Source organism: Agreia sp. Leaf210 (genome assembly GCF_001421485.1).
Taxonomy (GTDB): domain Bacteria; phylum Actinomycetota; class Actinomycetes; order Actinomycetales; family Microbacteriaceae; genus Agreia.
In genome coordinates, this window is sequence record NZ_LMKK01000001.1 from 497,136 (window position 1) to 513,589 (window position 16,454).

Annotated in this window: 13 protein-coding genes; 6 read left to right on the plus strand and 7 right to left on the minus strand. The window is 63.3% G+C overall.

All coding sequences use genetic code 11. The features are described from left to right. Nucleotides 1-21: 21 nt before the first annotated feature. Entirely contained in the window at nt 22-1,254 is a 1,233-nt protein-coding gene (gene manA / locus ASE64_RS02400; RefSeq protein ID WP_055775390.1) for a mannose-6-phosphate isomerase, class I, read from the minus strand. A gap of 175 nt (nt 1,255-1,429) precedes the next feature. Between manA and ASE64_RS02405 the strand changes: the two genes are divergently transcribed. Continuing rightward, nucleotides 1,430-2,608: an acyl-CoA dehydrogenase family protein gene (locus ASE64_RS02405; RefSeq protein WP_055775395.1), complete on the plus strand. Its 1,179-nt coding sequence runs from the start codon at nt 1,430-1,432 to the stop codon at nt 2,606-2,608. Here ASE64_RS02405 and ASE64_RS02410 read toward each other — a convergent pair. After that, on the minus strand, nt 2,605-3,399 hold the full coding sequence (locus ASE64_RS02410; RefSeq protein WP_055775398.1) for a polyprenol monophosphomannose synthase: 795 nt from the start codon (nt 3,397-3,399) through the stop codon (nt 2,605-2,607). The two genes, ASE64_RS02405 and ASE64_RS02410, sit on opposite strands and share 4 nt — an antisense overlap. A 186-nt stretch (nt 3,400-3,585) precedes the next feature. Here ASE64_RS02410 and ASE64_RS02415 point away from each other — a divergent pair, with 186 nt between their 5' ends. Together ASE64_RS02415 and ASE64_RS02420 are read left to right on the plus strand one after the other, a co-directional pair. Continuing rightward, a complete protein-coding gene (locus ASE64_RS02415) occupies nt 3,586-4,962 on the plus strand; it encodes an O-antigen ligase family protein (RefSeq protein ID WP_235480470.1) in 1,377 nt (458 codons plus the stop codon). Further along, the gene (locus ASE64_RS02420) at nt 4,959-6,263 is read left to right on the plus strand and encodes an O-antigen ligase family protein (protein ID WP_055775400.1); all 1,305 of its coding nucleotides are present in this window, start codon (nt 4,959-4,961) and stop codon (nt 6,261-6,263) included. The genes ASE64_RS02415 and ASE64_RS02420 overlap by 4 nt, the downstream gene beginning before the upstream one ends. Here the strand turns inward: ASE64_RS02420 and ASE64_RS02425 are convergent. Further along, on the minus strand, nt 6,260-6,760 hold the full coding sequence (locus ASE64_RS02425) for a GtrA family protein (protein ID WP_156351604.1): 501 nt from the start codon (nt 6,758-6,760) through the stop codon (nt 6,260-6,262). The genes ASE64_RS02420 and ASE64_RS02425 overlap by 4 nt on opposite strands. Nucleotides 6,761-6,907: 147 nt before the next feature. On the opposite strand from ASE64_RS02425, the gene ASE64_RS02430 reads away from it, so the two are divergent. From ASE64_RS02430 to ASE64_RS02440, 3 genes are read left to right on the plus strand one after another with little or no spacing between them, the layout of a single operon-like run. Then, a complete protein-coding gene (locus ASE64_RS02430; protein WP_235480471.1) occupies nt 6,908-8,113 on the plus strand; it encodes a nucleotide sugar dehydrogenase in 1,206 nt (401 codons plus the stop codon). After that, nucleotides 8,110-8,862: a glycosyltransferase gene (locus tag ASE64_RS02435; protein ID WP_055775406.1), complete on the plus strand. Its 753-nt coding sequence runs from the start codon at nt 8,110-8,112 to the stop codon at nt 8,860-8,862. Before ASE64_RS02430 ends, ASE64_RS02435 begins: the two co-directional genes overlap by 4 nt. 36 nt (nt 8,863-8,898) lie before the next feature. Continuing rightward, entirely contained in the window at nt 8,899-9,924 is a 1,026-nt protein-coding gene (locus ASE64_RS02440) for an NAD-dependent epimerase/dehydratase family protein (RefSeq protein WP_055775409.1), read from the plus strand. 64 nt (nt 9,925-9,988) lie between these two features. On the opposite strand, the gene ASE64_RS02445 is transcribed toward ASE64_RS02440, so the two are convergent. From ASE64_RS02445 to ASE64_RS02460, 4 genes are all read right to left on the minus strand, one after another. After that, on the minus strand, nt 9,989-11,614 hold the full coding sequence (locus ASE64_RS02445; protein WP_156351605.1) for a hypothetical protein: 1,626 nt from the start codon (nt 11,612-11,614) through the stop codon (nt 9,989-9,991). Nucleotides 11,615-11,768: 154 nt separating this feature from the next. After that, entirely contained in the window at nt 11,769-13,928 is a 2,160-nt protein-coding gene (locus tag ASE64_RS02450; protein WP_156351606.1) for a hypothetical protein, read from the minus strand. Between the two features lie 32 nt (nt 13,929-13,960). After that, complete coding sequence (locus ASE64_RS02455) at nt 13,961-14,419, minus strand: hypothetical protein (protein ID WP_156351607.1); 459 nt, start codon at nt 14,417-14,419, stop codon at nt 13,961-13,963. Between the two features lie 125 nt (nt 14,420-14,544). Further along, a complete protein-coding gene (locus tag ASE64_RS02460) occupies nt 14,545-16,395 on the minus strand; it encodes a glycoside hydrolase family 99-like domain-containing protein (protein ID WP_055775421.1) in 1,851 nt (616 codons plus the stop codon). Between the last annotated feature and the right edge of the window lie 59 nt (nt 16,396-16,454).

The following is a 16,454-nucleotide window of genomic DNA, read 5'->3' on the forward strand; positions in this document are numbered from 1 at the left end:
GCTGACTTAGCGCGGCGCGAGCTACGCCGGGGCGCCAGGCGCCGCCAGGAACACGGTTCCCACGCCCGTGAACGTGATCGCGCCCTCCTCGGGAGTGATGAACACCGACTGGCCGCGGTCGAGGGTGATGTCGCTGCGTTCGCCGTGGATCTCGAACGAGCCCTCGGTGCAGATCGCGATCGCGGCGCCATCCGGCCTGTAGGCCGCCCGCTCGTTCAGCTCGGTGTGGATGCGGACGAGCACAAAGTCGGGAACGCCCGGCCGGAACTCCTCGACACCCTGGGAGGGGAACGTGGGACGGATGTACGGCACAGGCAGCGGGTCGAAATCGAGCACCGACAGCAGCTCGGGAACGTCGATGTACTTCGGCGTGAGTCCGCCGCGCAGCACGTTGTCAGAGGCCGCCATCAGCTCGACGCCGAGGCCCTTCAAATACGCGTGGATGTTGCCGGCCGGCAGATACAGGGCCTCGCCGGCCGAGAGGGTCACCCTGTTGAGCAACAGCGACATCACGATGCCCGCGTCGCCGGGATACTCGGCGGCCAGGTCGCGGACGGTCTGCAGCGAGGCTGCGTAGTCACCCGCCGCCGTCGGCTCATGACGGGCCGCGAGTTCGGAGACCTTGCGCACGAGCGCGGTCACCTCCTCTGAACCGGCGAGGAGCCACTCGACCAGTTCGCGCAGCACCGGGGAGTCGTCGCCGCCCGCGAGCGCCCGCGAGACGAACGGGGCGAGAACGACCGAGCCAGCGGCATCCGATTCTGCCTGCCAACGCTCGAGCAGCGTCACGATGTCGCGGATCTCGGCCAGGGGCCGGAATCCGCAGAGGGCCTCGAAGGTCTCGCTCAAGGCGACGATGACCTCGGGCTTGTGCAGGGCGTCTTTGTAGTTGCGGTTCGGTGCGTCGAGAGCAAGGCCGGCGGCGTTCTCGGCCTCGAAGCCCTGCCGCGCACGCTCGAGCGTGGGGTGCGCCTGCAGAGACAGGGGCGCGTCGGCCGCGAGGATCTTGAGCAGGAACGGGAGCTGCTTGTGCCCTCCGAGCGAGCCCTCGGGGTCATTCGCGATCCACTCCGCGAGGTTCTGGGCGCCGTGAGGGGTCGAGCCGTCGACGATCCTCGAGGGCGAGCCGGGGTGCGCCCCGAGCCAGAGCTCGGCCTGCGGCCCTCCGGATGCCGGGGTCCCGAGAAGGTCGGCGATCGCAGTGGTCGAACCCCACGAGTAGTCGCGAGGAGTATTGGTGATTCCAACGAACACGTCGGGGCCCTTCTGAACAGTCGTCGATGATCGATCGGTCGGTACGTTTATGAGCGACCTACAACGCCGCGCGGCGCGGTCTGCCGAGTCTTAGCCCAAACTACCAATCGGTTGGAGGCAAGACCTGCGCGCTGGTTGAGTTGCACACGAACACCCCCTGAGCAACGGAGCACACATGTCTTTGGAACCCCTCGCCAGCGACTTTTACGGTTACGAGTCGATGCTGACCGACCAGGAGAAGACCGCCCTCGCGGCGATCCGCACGTATCTCGAGAACGAGGTCAAGCCGGTCGTGAACGGCCACTGGGAGAAGGCGACGTTCCCGCACGAGATCATCAAGGGACTCGCCGAGCTCGACGTCTACCGGTTCGGCTGGGACGAGACGAAGCCTTTCGACAACTCCGCCGTCTTCCGCGGATTCGTCGCCCTCGAACTCGGCCGCATCGACGCCTCCGTAGCCACCCACGTGGGCGTGCAGAACGGCCTCGCCATGGGCGCGATCAACGTCACCGGCTCAGACGAGCAGCGCGCAGAGTGGCTGCCCCGGATGGCCGCCGGCGAGGTCGTGGGCGCGTTCGGCCTGACCGAGCCCACCTCGGGCTCCGACTCCGCCCAGGGGCTCAAGACCACGGCGACCCGCGACGGCGACGAGTGGGTGCTGAACGGAGAGAAGCGCTGGATCGGGCACGCCACCTTCAGCGACATCACCGTGATCTGGGCCAAGGACACCGCCGACAACCAGGTGAAGGGCTTCATCGTTCCCACCGACACCACCGGCTATCGGGCCACGAAGATCGAGAACAAGCAGAGCCTGCGCATCGTGCAGAACGCGGACATCACGCTCACCGACGTGCGCATCCCCGACTCTCTTCGCCTGCAGAACGCGAACTCGTTCCGCGACACCGCGAAGGTGCTGCGCCTGACCCGCGCCGAGGTCGCGTGGGCTGCCGTCGGCAACTCGATCGGCGCCTACGAGGCCGCGCTGCGCTACACGAAGGAGCGCGTGCAGTTCGGCAAGCCCATCGCCTCGCACCAGCTGATCCAAGACCTGCTCGTGAAGTCGATCGGCAACATCACGGCCAGCCTCGGCATGGTCGTGCGAGTCTCGCAGATGCTCGATCAGGGCATCCAGCGCGACGAGCACTCGGCCCTCGCCAAGGCCTACACGACGGCCCGGATGCGGGAGACGGTCGCGTGGTGCCGCGAGGCGCTCGGCGGCAACGGCATCGTGCTCGACTACGACGTGGCCCGGCACTTCGCCGACGCCGAGGCGCTGTACTCCTACGAGGGCACCCGCGAGATGAACACCCTCATCGTGGGGCGCGCGCTTACCGGCTTCGCCGCGTTCGTCTAACGGCGCGGGGCCGTTCCGATCGAGCGTCGACGAAACGGCCAGCGCCGCTGGATACCCCACTGGGTCACCCGCAGCATCGCCTCGACCACGATGGCCCGGCTCATCTTGGACTCGCCGCGCTCGCGTTCGCGGAACTCGATCGGAAGCTCGATCACGGAGCCGCCGCCGTCGAGGACACGGAGGGTCATATCCACCTGGAAGCAGTAGCCCTTCGAATCGACGGATCGAAGATCCATGCTCGCGATGCTGTCTGCCCGATACACCCGGAACCCTGCGGTGACGTCGTGCACCGCGATCCCCAGCATGAGCCGCGCATAGACGTTGCCCGCTCGGCTCAGCAGCTGCCTGCTGAGTGGCCAGTTCACCACTGAGCCACCGGGTACCCAGCGGGAACCGATGGCGAGCTGTCTGCGGGAGTCGCCGCTCGCGGCCAGACTCTCGACGAGGGCCGGTAGCCGCTCGGGCGGATGCGAGCCATCGGCATCCATCTCGATCAGGTAGTCGTAACCGCGCTCGAGACCCCAGCCGAAGCCTTCGACGTAGGCCGAGCCGAGGCCGAGCTTGCCCGCTCGATGAAGCACGTGGATCCGCTCGTCGGCCTCACTCGCATCGTCGGCGATCTTGGCGGTGCCGTCGACGCTGTTGTCATCGACGACGAGCAGATGCGCCGCCGGCATCGAGGCGAAGACGCGGTCGACGATCCACGTGAGGTTCTCTGCCTCGTTATAGGTGGGAACGATGACGAGGCACCCTGCGCCTACTGGTGAATCGGCGTTGAGTGAATCTGACATCTGTTCTTCTCGATTGCTGATGATGTGCACTGCTGAATGCAGCGGCGCTGGTGAGTATCTGACGGCCTCAGCAAGGTTCTTGGGTCGACGAGCATGCGGCGGCGCTCGCAGGGCATCATCACAGGCATGAAGAGGCAGGGACGTGTGGGAAAGCCAGAGGAGAGCGCGCTCGGTAGTCTTGCCTCTATGAACTCCGTGACCAGCACCGGCCGCTCCGCACTGGCCGTGCTCACGTTCTTCACCCTTTTCGCCGGAGATTTCTGGCGCAACCTCATCGGCTGGTACGGCTTCGCGGCTCTCGCCCTCGCCGTCGTCATCACGCTGGTCGTCTTGATCACCCGCGATCGAGGATGGCGCCAGCTCACATGGCGCCGTGTTCCGCTCTCTCTGGCCGCGTTCCTGGCCCTCGCCGTGGTGTCGATCGCCTGGTCCTTCTACCCCGGGGCAACGCTGCTCGGACTCGTTGCCCAGTCGGGCCCCGTCGTCGCCGCGATCTTCCTCGCCACCTCGATGACCTGGCCCCGCATCCTCACTGCGCTGGGGCGGGCCACCAGGTGGATTCTCGGACTGTCGCTGCTGTTCGAGTTCATCGTCGCCGTCTTCGTGCGCCGACCGATCATTCCGTTCTGGGTCGACTACGGCGATGGAAAATTGCCGAACGCCTTCTTCTGGAGCCAGGCCGACCTCTTCACCGGCGCTCCGATTCAGGGCATCGTCGGCAACCGCAATCTGCTGGCCTTCATCGCCGTGATCGCGCTGGTCTGTCTCGTGCTCGAACTCACCTCCAGATCGCTCGGTCGCAGGCGCTCCTATGCCTGGATCGCCATAGCCGTGGCGACTCTGGCGCTCACCCGGTCGACCACGGCCATCGCCGTGCTCGTCGTCGTGGCCGCGGCCGCGGGCATCCTGATTCTCATGCGGCGCTCGAACGCGAGGCGGCGCCGAGTGGTACTCGCGTCGAGCACGGTCGGCGTCGCCGCAGCCGCGGTTCTGATCGGGGTGTTCTCGTCGCAGATTCTGCGACTCTTCGGCAAGAGCTCAGACCTCACCGGCCGCTTCGACATCTGGAACGCCGTCACCGCGCTCGCACAGCAACGCCCCGTCTTCGGCTGGGGCTGGGTGAGCTACTGGGTGCCGTGGGTCGAGCCGTTCACCCACCTCGCCGAGCGCAAAGGCGTGACCTATCTCCAGGCGCACAACGCGTGGCTCGACGTGTGGCTGCAGCTCGGCATCGTCGGGTTGGTGCTGTTCATCGCTGCGGTCGTCGGCGCCTGCTGGCGGGCCTGGTGGTTCGCGGTCGACCCGCAATTGGATACTCGGGGCACGCCGCTTCCGTTCGTTCCGGTCACGCTCTTGCCCGCTCTCATACTCACCCTGCTCGTCGCCCAGTCGTTCGTGGAATCGCGCATGCTCGTCGAGGGCGGATTCGCGCTGCTCGCGCTCATGGCACTGAAGACGAGGCGCGACGTGGGCGCAACCGAGATCGACCTCACGGTGCCCGACGGTGGTCCGGTGGAGTCCGACAGACCCGCACTGCTTCGACGGGTCGGCTTCTCACGGTGAGACTCTCCGAGCACCCCGGCTGGGCGGTGGTCGCGGCGATCTTCGGCTCTCCGCGGTTCTCGGCCGTGCTTGCGACGACGGCCATCGGGTCTGCGCTGTCGGTGAATCTCATCAAGGCGACGATGGGGTGGGCAGGGCTGATCGGCATCCTGAGCGCGCTCGTCGCGTTTGCGACCATCTCTCTGATCGCCCGACGCAAAGACCTCGACTGGCACGGAGTGCTGCCGCTGTCGCTCGTGGTCTTTCTCGCCTGGTGCGCCATCACGATCGTGTGGAGTCGGTATCAGTCGTCGAGCGTGACCGGGGTGATCTACCAGCTCACGTTCGCGTTCCTCGCCCTGTACGTCGCCCTGGTGCGCGATCTCATTCAGATCGTGCGGGCGGTCGGCGACGTCATGCGCGTGCTGCTCACGGCCTCTCTCGCGCTCGAGATCCTGTCTGGCCTGCTGCTCGACCTTCCGATCGTGTTTCTGCGCATTCAGGGCAACCTCGACGAGGGAGGGCCGCTGCAGGGCATCTTCGGCTCACGCAACATGCTGGGCTTCATCGCCCTGATCGCGCTCGTCACCTTTCTGGTGGAACGCAATACCCGGTCTGTGCCGCGAGGACTCAGCCTGTACTCCATCGTTCTGGCGGCGGTATTGCTGCTCGGGTCGCGCTCGCCCATCTCGCTCGGAGTCGCCGGCATCGTGCTCGTCGCAGCGGCCGCGGTGCTCGCGCTCCGCCGCGCTCGCCCGGAGCTCCGGCGGAGCCTGCAGATCGGAATGCTCGTCATTCTCGTGATCGGAACCCTCAGCGCGTACTTCGTGCGCACGCGCATCCTGGCGATCGTGGGGGCGAGGTCGGAGTTCACGTATCGTCTCGAGATCTGGAACCAGCTGTCGAGCCTCATCGACTACAACCAGCTGGAGGGGTGGGGCTGGGTCGGTCTGTGGCGGCCCAATGTGTCGCCGTTCTTCGCCCTCGACTTCGTGGGCAACCGTCAGCACACCTCGGGACTCAACGCCTTCATCGACGTGTACTTTCAGGCCGGACTCATCGGCCTCGCGATCTTCGTGGGCATGGCGGGGTTGGCGCTCGTGCGCTCCTGGATTCTGGCGACCTCGAAGAAGAGCGTCATCTACATGTGGCCGGCGCTCATTCTGATCGTGCTGCTCGTGACGAGCATGGCCGAGAGCGTCATGCTCGTCGAGTACGGCTGGATGTTCTTCGTGATGTGCATGGTGAAGGCCGCGCACTCGCTGAGCTGGCGGCAGGGGCTCGCGCTGAAGCCGCCTACGACGGAGTTGCCCGGGTCTTAGGACAGACGCTCTGCCTCGGCCGTCGCCGCTTTGTTCTTCAGGGCAGTATGCCCATCAGCACGGGTGGGTGCGTATACCCAGAACCGGTACATGAGGAACCGGAAAGCAGTAGCCAGGACCAGACCGATGACATTGGCGGAGATGTTGTCTGCGGCGAGGTTGTCGAACCCGAGAACGTAATGCGAGATCCACAGACAGAACAGGCTGATGCCGAGACCGACGACCGCGATCGCGGCGAATTCGATCAGCTCGAGCACGAAGTTACGACGTCGATGCTCCCTGAACGTCCAGTATCGGTTGCCGAACCACGTCGCCAACGTCGACAGCGTCACTGAGATCAGCTTCGCGCCGAGTGGCGACTGCCACCAGACGTCCGAACCGAACGATCCAACTCGAAGAAGGTTGAAGATACCCACGTCGATCGCGTACCCGACGAGACCGACCACGCCGAACTTGAGCGCGTACCGCACAACGCGCTCGTAGATGTAGCTGAACATCTTCTTCACTAAAACTTCGCTTCCACACTCGCAGCACACCGGTGTTCGGCGGCCATTCGAAAGGATAACCGTTCATGTACTGTAAGGATGCGGATCGCGACCCATCGCTGCGGCCGATCCCTTCTCTTCCAGTTCAAAGGACTCTGCGTGCCCATCACTTTCGATAGAGACGTCGTCGTCATTGGCGGAGGCGGCCACGTCGGCCTCCCCCTCGCAATCGCTTTGGCGGATCGCGGATCCAAAGTCGTCGTCTATGACCTCAGCGAGCGCGCTGTTGAAGGCATCAACAAGGGGCGGATGCCCTTCAGCGAACCCGGCGCAGAGCCGGTATTGCAGCGCGTCCTTGCCAATGGCATGTTCACGGCGTCGACCGACGCCAGCGTCGTGGCATCAGCAGAGAACGTCATCGTCGTGATCGGCACGCCGGTGGACGAGCACCTCAATCCCGATCCGAATGCAATTCCCGATGCCCTCGAGGCCTGCAGCCCTTACTTCCGTGATGAGCAGCTGCTCATTCTCCGCAGTACCGTCTACCCCGGGGTCACGGCTCTCGTCGAACGCATGTTGCGCGAGAAGGGACTGTCGACCGAGGTCGCGTTCTGCCCCGAACGAATCGCCGAGCACAAGGCGATGGAGGAGCTTTTCACGCTCCCGCAGATCGTCTCCAGCCGCAGCGAAAGCGGCCGCCAGCGCGCATCCGCTTTGTTCCGCACATTGACCGATCAGATCGTCGATCTCAGCCCGGAAGAAGCCGAGCTGGCGAAACTGTTCACGAACACGTGGAGATACATCAAGTTCGCCGCAGCGAATCAGTTCTACATGATGGCGAACGACCGTGGTCTCGACTTCGAGAAGATCCGCGCGGGACTCACCCACGACTACCCGCGAGCGAAGGATCTTCCTGGTCCAGGATTCGCCGCTGGCCCGTGTCTGTTCAAAGACACGATGCAGCTTGCAGCTTTCAGCGACAACAAGTTCTCGCTGGGTCACTCGGCGATGCTCGTCAATGAAGGTCTTCCTCTCTACATCGTGACCCAGCTGGAAAAGCGATTCGACCTCGAGAACCTCACCGTCGGCATCCTGGGCATGTCGTTCAAGGCCGGCTCCGACGACATCCGCTCGAGTCTCTCCTACAAGCTACGCCGTGTGCTCAAGTTCAGGGCAAAAGCCGTTATCGGCACGGATCCCTATGTGACCGAAGAGACCGACGACACGTTGCTCCCCCTCGATGCAGTGCTCGAGAAGGCCGACATTCTCATCGTCGCCACCCCGCATTCCGAATACGTAGGCCTTGTCACCGACAAGCCCGTGGCCGACGTGTGGAACCTCTTGGGTCAGGGAGTCGTCGTTTGACCGAGGGCCTGCGCGCGTCCATCGTGATACCGGCATACAACGAGGGTGAAGCCATCGTCGCCGGACTCGACCGTATCTTCGAGGCTGTCCACCTCGATGCCGAGGTTCTCGTCGTCGTCGATTCTTCGTCCGACACCACTGCCCCGGTCGTTCAGCGCTACGCAGAGGAGGAGCCACGTCTGAAACTCCTGGTCAACGACTACGGCCGGGGTCCTGCTTATGCGATTCGCTATGGCATCGACAACGCGGCCAGCGAGACGGTGGTCGTGACGATGGCAGACGGGTGCGACGACCCCCGCCAGATCGACGACCTGGTGCGGCTGGTAGAGCGCGGTGTCGTCGTCGCCGCCGCCTCCCGGTACATGCCAGGGGGTCAGCAGGTGGGCGGTCCTCGCTTCAAGACGTTCCTGTCGAGGACTGCCGGTCTCACGCTCGAAGCGTTCACCAACGCGGGCACCCGAGACGCCACCAATTCCTTCAAGGCGTACAGCGCCGCGTTCGTGCGCGATGTCGGCATCCACAGCAAGGACGGGTTCGAGATTGGTCTCGAATTGACTGCCAAGGCCCGTCGTCTGCGCCTGCCGGTCGCCGAGATCCCCACGATCTGGCTCGACCGCACCTTCGGCGAATCGAACTTCAAGCTGGCGAAGTGGATTCCCAAGTACCTGCGCTGGTATCGCTTCGCATTCGGTCCCAAGGTCGACGCCGCACAGGTGCGCGCTCTCGCCGACAAACTCCACAACCCCTGACCCGTCGTTTCCACCCACACTCAAGGAAGTAACCCCATGCAAAAGGTTCTCGTCACCGGTTCAGCCGGATTCATCGGCGGCTACATCGTCGAAGAACTGCTCGAAAAGGGCTATCAGGTCGTCGGAGTGGACAACTACTCCAAGTACGGCCCCATCAAGAAGTCCTACGACGATAACCCCAACTACGAGCTCGTGGTGGGCGATGTGCAGGACGTCGAACTGATGACGCGCCTCCTGAGCGACGTCGACCACTTCATCGCAGGCGCCGCCCTCATCGGCGGCATCTCCTACTTCCACACCTACGCGTACGACCTGCTGGCCCAAAACGAGCGAATCATCGCGTCGTCGGTGGATGCCGCAATCGCCGCCCACAAGAAGGGTCGCCTCAAGAAGGTCACGTACATGTCGAGCTCGATGGTGTTCGAGTCGACCGACCGCTGGCCCAGCAAGGAAGGCGACGAGCGCCTCGTTCCGCCGCCCCTGTCGTCGTACGGCTTCCAGAAGCTCGCGGTCGAGTACTTCGCCCGTGCGGCCTGGGACCAGTACAAGCTCCCCTACACGATCCTGCGCCCCTTCAACTGCGTCGGCATCGGCGAATCCCGTGCGCTCGGTGACGTCGACATCGACTCGGGCAACGTCAAGCTGGCCATGAGCCACGTGGTTCCCGACCTCGTTCAGAAGGTCCTCAAGGGCCAGGACCCGCTTCACATCCTGGGCGCGGGCGACCAGGTGCGTCACTACACCTACGGTGGCGATCTCGCCCGCGGCATCGTTCTGAGCCTCGAGCACCCCGACGCATTGAACAACGACTTCAACGTCTCGACGGCCGAAGGTCACACCGTCACGGAGCTCGCAGAGATCATTTGGCGCAAGATCAAGGGCCCCGACGTGCCGCTGAACCTCACCAGCGACCCCGGCTTCGAGTACGACGTACAGAAGCGTGTTCCCGATGTCAGCAAGGCTAAGGAGATCCTCGGCTTCGAGGCGACGACCACGCTCGAGGACATGCTCGACGAGGTCATCCCGTGGATCAAGAATGCTGTTGCAGACGGCACGATCTAAAGCGATCTGAACGCACATTAGCCGGAGGCGCCTCCACGGGCCTCCGGCTTTGTCGTGTCCGCTCCTAGCCAGGGTCCGACATGCAGTAGGTTCCGGCGTCGGTGCCGCCGAGGTCGACGACGGCCAACGTTTCCCCTGAATTCTTCAAAGACCAGACGGAAGGCTTGACCGTAAGAGTCCGTTCGCTTCCCACGGCCTCGCCCTCGGCGTACTCAATCCCGATCGAACCAGGGCTCAGGGTCTGGAACGAGATGGCCGTTCCAGGCGGCACCTGCACCATGCGCGTGGCGTCCACGGTCATAGAGCTACAGATCAGAGGCTCGTCACCCGTCCTGAGATCGAGCCAGAAGTACGGAGCGACATCGAGCCGATCCTGCACCGAGTATTCTTCAGGCGAGACCCACCCCTTCGCATCGATCACCTTCAAGTCTTGGACCGAGAGGTCAGGTGCCCACTGCTTGACGGGCCGCTCTGCCAATCGGCGAGAGTCCGTGTCGGGAACGTCTCGAGCCAGCGCGATCGCGGCGTGCAATCGCCCCTGACTCGTCTCTTCTGCAGAAGCTTGCTTCTCGGCGTCAATGCTCAGGGTCGCGTACCCGAAGACACCCGCGCCCGCGACGACAACGCAGAGAATGAATACGCCGGCGGTCCGGAGTTTGGCCACCGCTGATCCTGCACAGGCGAGTAAAGGGATCAGGAGCGCCGTGACGAGATACAAATAGCGCCCAGAACTTGCGGTCCCGAGACCGAGGCCGGCTCGCGAGAACGCCGTCAGCAACGCGAAGATGAGCGCTGCTGCTGCCAGAACCAGCGCAGGAAGAATCAGCTCAAGGTCTTCCCGACGTCGACCCACAACATAGATAAGGAGCGCGACCGCGAGGACCACGCCGGCGCCTGTGAGCGGAAGGAGCCCATCGAGCGCTGAGAGCACCATCGTGCTTGCGAACCGACTCACCGCGACAACTCCCTGGCCAGCGCCGTCGATGAATGCAGACGGGATCGATGTCTTGAACCGGGTTCCTTCGAGCAAGAACCATGCTCCGTAGACGACGACGGCCGGGCCGAATACGAGCGCCGTGCGCATGAAGCGCTGTCGGTAGAGAGAAGCCAATCCCGCAGCGAAGAGCAAGGGAAGCGCAGTTCCGGAGAACGTGACAGCCCATAGTGCGGCAGCACCTGCAAGGAGCCCGAGAGGCCACGTGATCGTACGTCCTGTCACCACGAGTACGACGACCAAGGCAAGCACCACCGCCCCGATGAACCCGAACTGGAACGCCCACAGTATGTTCTCGGAGCCCGAACCCATGAACAGCACGGGGACGACGAAGGCGGAGGCGAGCCAGGGCGCAACGCTGGCCCTTTTCATGATTCGCCATATGAGATGCGCCAGTGCCAGATGAACGATCAATACGCAAAGGAAGAACGGGGTGTAGCTGTCGAGCCCCCATAGATCGCGGATTGCCTGAAACACCAGTGCGGGTGTCAGGCTCCAATGACCGACGTGCGGCAGGTTGATGTTTGCATCGAGGCTCGGGGCAAGGATAGCCCAGTCGTCGAAGAAGAAACTCTGAGTTAGTCCCAACCGGAACAGGAGAACTGCGGCGATCGCGAGTGAGGCGTAGTGTGCAAAGTCAGCTGCCCTACGGTCTTGAACCGCTGTTGCGACGAACGTTCCCACATCCTTCGACACGATCCTGCGACGGCCCTGTTTCGGGGGCAGTGCCCTTGTCGATGGAACTCGATCGTCGCTCGCAGCGCGCGGGTAGCTAGGCACCAGCCAAACCTAGCCGACGTTCGACACTCCTGCCGCCCGGCAGGAGCGTCGAGTCAGGCTCGATTCCTCGTCAGTTCACGACCGTCTTACACGCGAGCAGAGTATTCGATCCGGAATTCAACTTGGCGGTACCAATAGCAAACGCGCAGACATCGTAGGTTCCTGGTTGATTAATTTTGACCGTGCCGTCGAACCCGTGCGATATCCCCGCCCCGGGGAATGCGGCATTCACGTCGGGTCGACTCTTATCAGCGACGAGAGCAGTCCCTACGCGGGAGCCATCGGCGGCCACGACGTAGACGTGAACTTGAACAGGAAGCTGCGTGACCTGCTTGTCGTATGCCCACCCCCGTACCGCGACCGTGGCTGTTCCATCGGCGGCTTTCGTGATGACGGCCCCGTCGAACGACCCGACTGGCGGAGACGCCGGGGCATTGATGGTCTGGCAAGTGAACAAGGTGTTCTTTCCGTCGCTTAGGGGCGACACGGCAATACCGAAAACGCAGGCCTTATACGTTCCGGGCGTCGTCACGGGAATCACTTCGGAGAACCCGTGGTTCGAACCGCTGCCATACACGCGGTTCACGTCATCTCTCTGCTTATTGGCGACGAAGGCGTAGCCGGAAGTCGTTCCATCGGGCTTCGTCAAATACACGTGAACCGGGATCGACGTGCTTGCTGCACCTGTGTCGAAAGTCCAGCCCGCGATCGAGATGCCGGCGGTCTTGTCATCCTGCACGAATGCAGCAGAATCCACCCTGCCCAGTGGGTATGCCGACGGGAGATTGAAGGTCTGACAACCGAGGACGGCGTTGGCCCCCTTGTTCGTCCAGTATGTTCCGATACCGAAGACGCACACCTCGTAGGTGCCGCCCTGACTGATCGGGAAGGTCGACGAGAAGCCGTGGTTTGGTCCTGCCGCAGGGTACGCGGCACCGACGTCGGGCCGAGCCTGATTCGCCTTTAGAGCAGTACCCTTGCGGGTGCCGTCGGGGTACGTGATGTACACATGCGCCTCGATGGCTGTCGACGCGATGTTTGGATCGAACGTCCAGCCCCGCACAGCGAAGGCGGTGCTCGCGCCCTTGCCGGTCACCTCGACCCCGTCGAGCGTGCCCTGGGGGTAATTCTGAGCGATGGTAACCGACTTGCAGTCGAGGAGCCTGTTATTGCCCGAAAGGCCGATTCCGTAGACGCACGCCTGATAAGAGCCGCCTACCGACACAGGGATGGTCGTCTGGTATCCATGATTCGCGCCAGCGCCTGGGTACGCGTTCGCGATGTCTGGACGGCTCTTGTCCGCCCGGAGAGCCGTACCCGCCGTCGTACCGTCGGGTTTGGTGAGGTAGACGTGTGCCTCGATGACCTTCGAACTCGACTTCAGGTCGAGCGTCCAGCCCCTCACCGTGAGAGTAGCTCCCGTTGACGACTGGCTGACCGAGAATTCGTCTATCGACCCGGCCGGGTTGAGCGCATCGGTCGTGGACCCAAACCAGTCTGTGTAAATGCGCCAGAAGTTCCTGTTTCCGTATGCGCTGCAACCGTCGCCCGAGCCGTACAGGTTGTTGAGGGCTGCGGCGTTCGGCTGGTACGGCGTGTAGTTGTAGAGGCCTGCCGTGGCGAGGTTCTCTATATAGACGGACGTCGAGCCGCACGCCGCGTTCGGGCTGAATCGCACATTGTTATTGCGCCCGGCGATGTGGTTGAAGGAGCTGGGAGACGTCGAGTAGATCTTGAATTGTCGAGCGGCGTAGTACACCTGATAGAAGAATCCGGCCACGGAAGAGTCGCACGGAGCTGTATCGGGACATCCCATGCCTGTCGCCGATTCGAATCGACCCTGAGACGGATTCGACATCGTGACCAGGCTTTGCTCCTTCTCGAGCAGCACCAGCATGGCTTTCTGGCTGATTCCGCACACCCGACCGACCTTGGCGATGATCTCGGCCGCGGATTCACTGCCGCTGCCCGGATAGGTGTCGCAGCGCCCCGCCGACGCCGCCATCGTCGGTGTCGATTGCCGGTAGTTCGTCAGGCAGGCATAACTACTGCGGCATGTGGGTACCTGACTGTTCAGGAAGTTCTGTACCGAACCGGCATCCATCGCATCGCCGTTGTAGAACTGGGCGTCGCTGATGATGTTGCCCGGCTTGAAGTCCGACGCCGTGGCGGCCTGCGCGACATCGGTGCTGACCACCGCCGGAAGCCCGACAAGGAGCAGCGCGCCCACGGCGGCAGCCGCAACGAGTTTCGTGATTCTCATCATGGGACTTTGACCGTTTCGCTCAGTGACGTGTAAAGGTTGGCGTCGAGCGCCGTGTACTCGAGCGTGATCTTCCACGACCCGCTACCCAGACCGTCTATGGGAACCTGCACCAGACCGCACGACGTCGTGCGGACATCCGGAATGCCGACGCTGTCAGCCGAAATCTGCTTGCCGTTCGCCTCGAAGACGAAATGGCAGGCGCCGCCGTCCTCGACCACTCCAGCTATGTATCCGCTCGCGGAGGCCGTCTTACCGCCCTCGTCGGCGGCGGCGATCACCAGCACCGGCTCGACTCCAGACGGAACCGGTTCAGGATCGTTGGTCGGCTGAACGGTCGGGCGCATTGTGGGTGTTGTGGTCGGGGTTTGGCTGACCGTGGGTGTCGACGATGCGTCGCCATCCGGTGACGGCGCGACACACGCCGTAAGAAAGACCGCGCCGACAACAAGCGTCACCACGGCCCCGACTATGCGACGACTCGACAACGCAGATACACCCCCAGCGGCACGCCGGCAGCGGCGAATCCATCTAGATCGTATCTATTCACGGCGAGTGATCGCGATCAACACGCCCAGTGCCGCTACGGCCGACCGACGACGGCGCGCACGGCAAGAAGATAGGAGTTCTCGAATCTCTCAGACGGTTCGAGCGCAGCACGAACGAACCAGTCACTCCACGCCTGCACGAAGACGACGCGCTCTCCGATCTCACGATCGCCGAGAACGGTGACAGCGGCACTCAACCATCGGTGAAAAGTGAACGGATTCGCTCCGAGAAGCAGACCCGCGTGGAATCGCCCGATTGACGTCGAGTCGTAGTCGACAGTCACAGCCGGGAACTCATGCCCGTCAAGAGCCCAAGCCTCCGCGATGCACTGCTCGGCGAAACTCCGGTAATCGTAGATCTCTCGGTTGTAGCGTCGATCCATGTCCAGACCATCGGGCTGTCCTCGATAGTCGGGCCGAAGGGGGTCGCCGAGTCGGATCGCCGCCCGTGTCACGTCGTTCGGTTTGCGAGGCGCGATACCCGTCGGCGTTCCATCGTCGACCGATAGCACGGTGAAACGATCGTCGTCGAGCATCTCGTCGAACGCATTGATCCTGTGGGGTTTCTCGACGACGAGCAGAGGTCGGGATGCCAGCGTCAGCGCCCTTGGGTGCTCGAGATACGGCCGGATGCGCTCAAGAAACGCGTCCGACTCCCCCTGAGCAATTCGAGGCGGACGTTCGTTTCCAGGGAAATCCAGGGCAGAGCCGGGCGCCCACACCAGGCAGAATTGCCTGTCAGTGTCGTTCTCGAGAAAGGCGTCGACGGCGTGGAAGCCGTCTCTCAAATCGCTCATGGCGGTGACTCGGAACGCGAATGCCTCAAGGCCGTACTCGGCCAACAGCCGCGCCTGGTGCCGCACGCTTTCCGGCGAGTCCGGGGCGTCAAAGGTGGAGTTCAGCGGCAGATTCGGCTGCCAATGGCCGGAATAGAGCGGCTGCGCAATCGCGATCTCCGACCATGCGCCCGAGCCCGCCTCGACGGCCGGACGGTTTCCTCCAAGGCCGACCGATCGAAATGCCACAATGCGCGCGCGACCCTGTTTCGACGAGTCGATGCTCGTCGTCGGGTCGGTATTCGCGAGATCCGTGAATGCCGCGGTCGAGAAACCCGATTCTCGAGTCAGATACCCGAGGAGCTGGTCGAAGGAGGCCTCGAGCCGGGCAACTTCGGTCGTTTCGGTCTCATCGAAGTCGGGTTCGATGAAATGGAAGGACTTGAGTGCTTGAATCACGAAGCCACGATGAACGGTGACAGGACCGTCGGAATACGTGAAAGCTGCTCGGTCTCGCTCCATCTGCAGGCGCCAGAGCCATGCGGCTACATCAGCAGCCTTCTCGTCGTCCGGTAGCGCCTGCCGAAGATTCACGAGGGGGGCGGCGAGTCCGAGGTCGAATCTTTGCGAGAAAGCTTTCACTGCGAGGCCGAGTTCGGACACCCATGACCGACTTAGCGCGGTTGTGTCGCGTACTCGGATCACCACGTCGTAGGGGTCGAGAAAACCGGTTCCCGCCAGGAGCGCAAGAGCGAGTGCCCCACTGCTCTTCTGATCAAAGGGCAGGACGCGAACCGAGCGCGCGGGCAGCGACTGGAACTCTCGATCGTCACTTTCGCCTCTCGAATCGACGATGATCACATCGATGTCTTCACCGACCTCGGCCAAGACCGTCTTCAGAACAGACCCGCTATCCGCATCGTTCACATGCACGATGAGAGCGACGGACGACGGTTCGATAACGGGAGGCGCTTCGCGCACCCACCCGGCCTGGATCGCCGATCCGAAAGAGGTCTTGCGGACAAGAGACCAGTGATCCAGTGTGCGGGAGCGGAAGTCCGCGTGAATGGACGGGGCGACCGCTCCGCCTCCCCCGACCCGATTGCCCACTTGGATAAGACGTCGACCGACGCCTCGGCGAACACGTCCGAGAATATGCCTCAACCGCA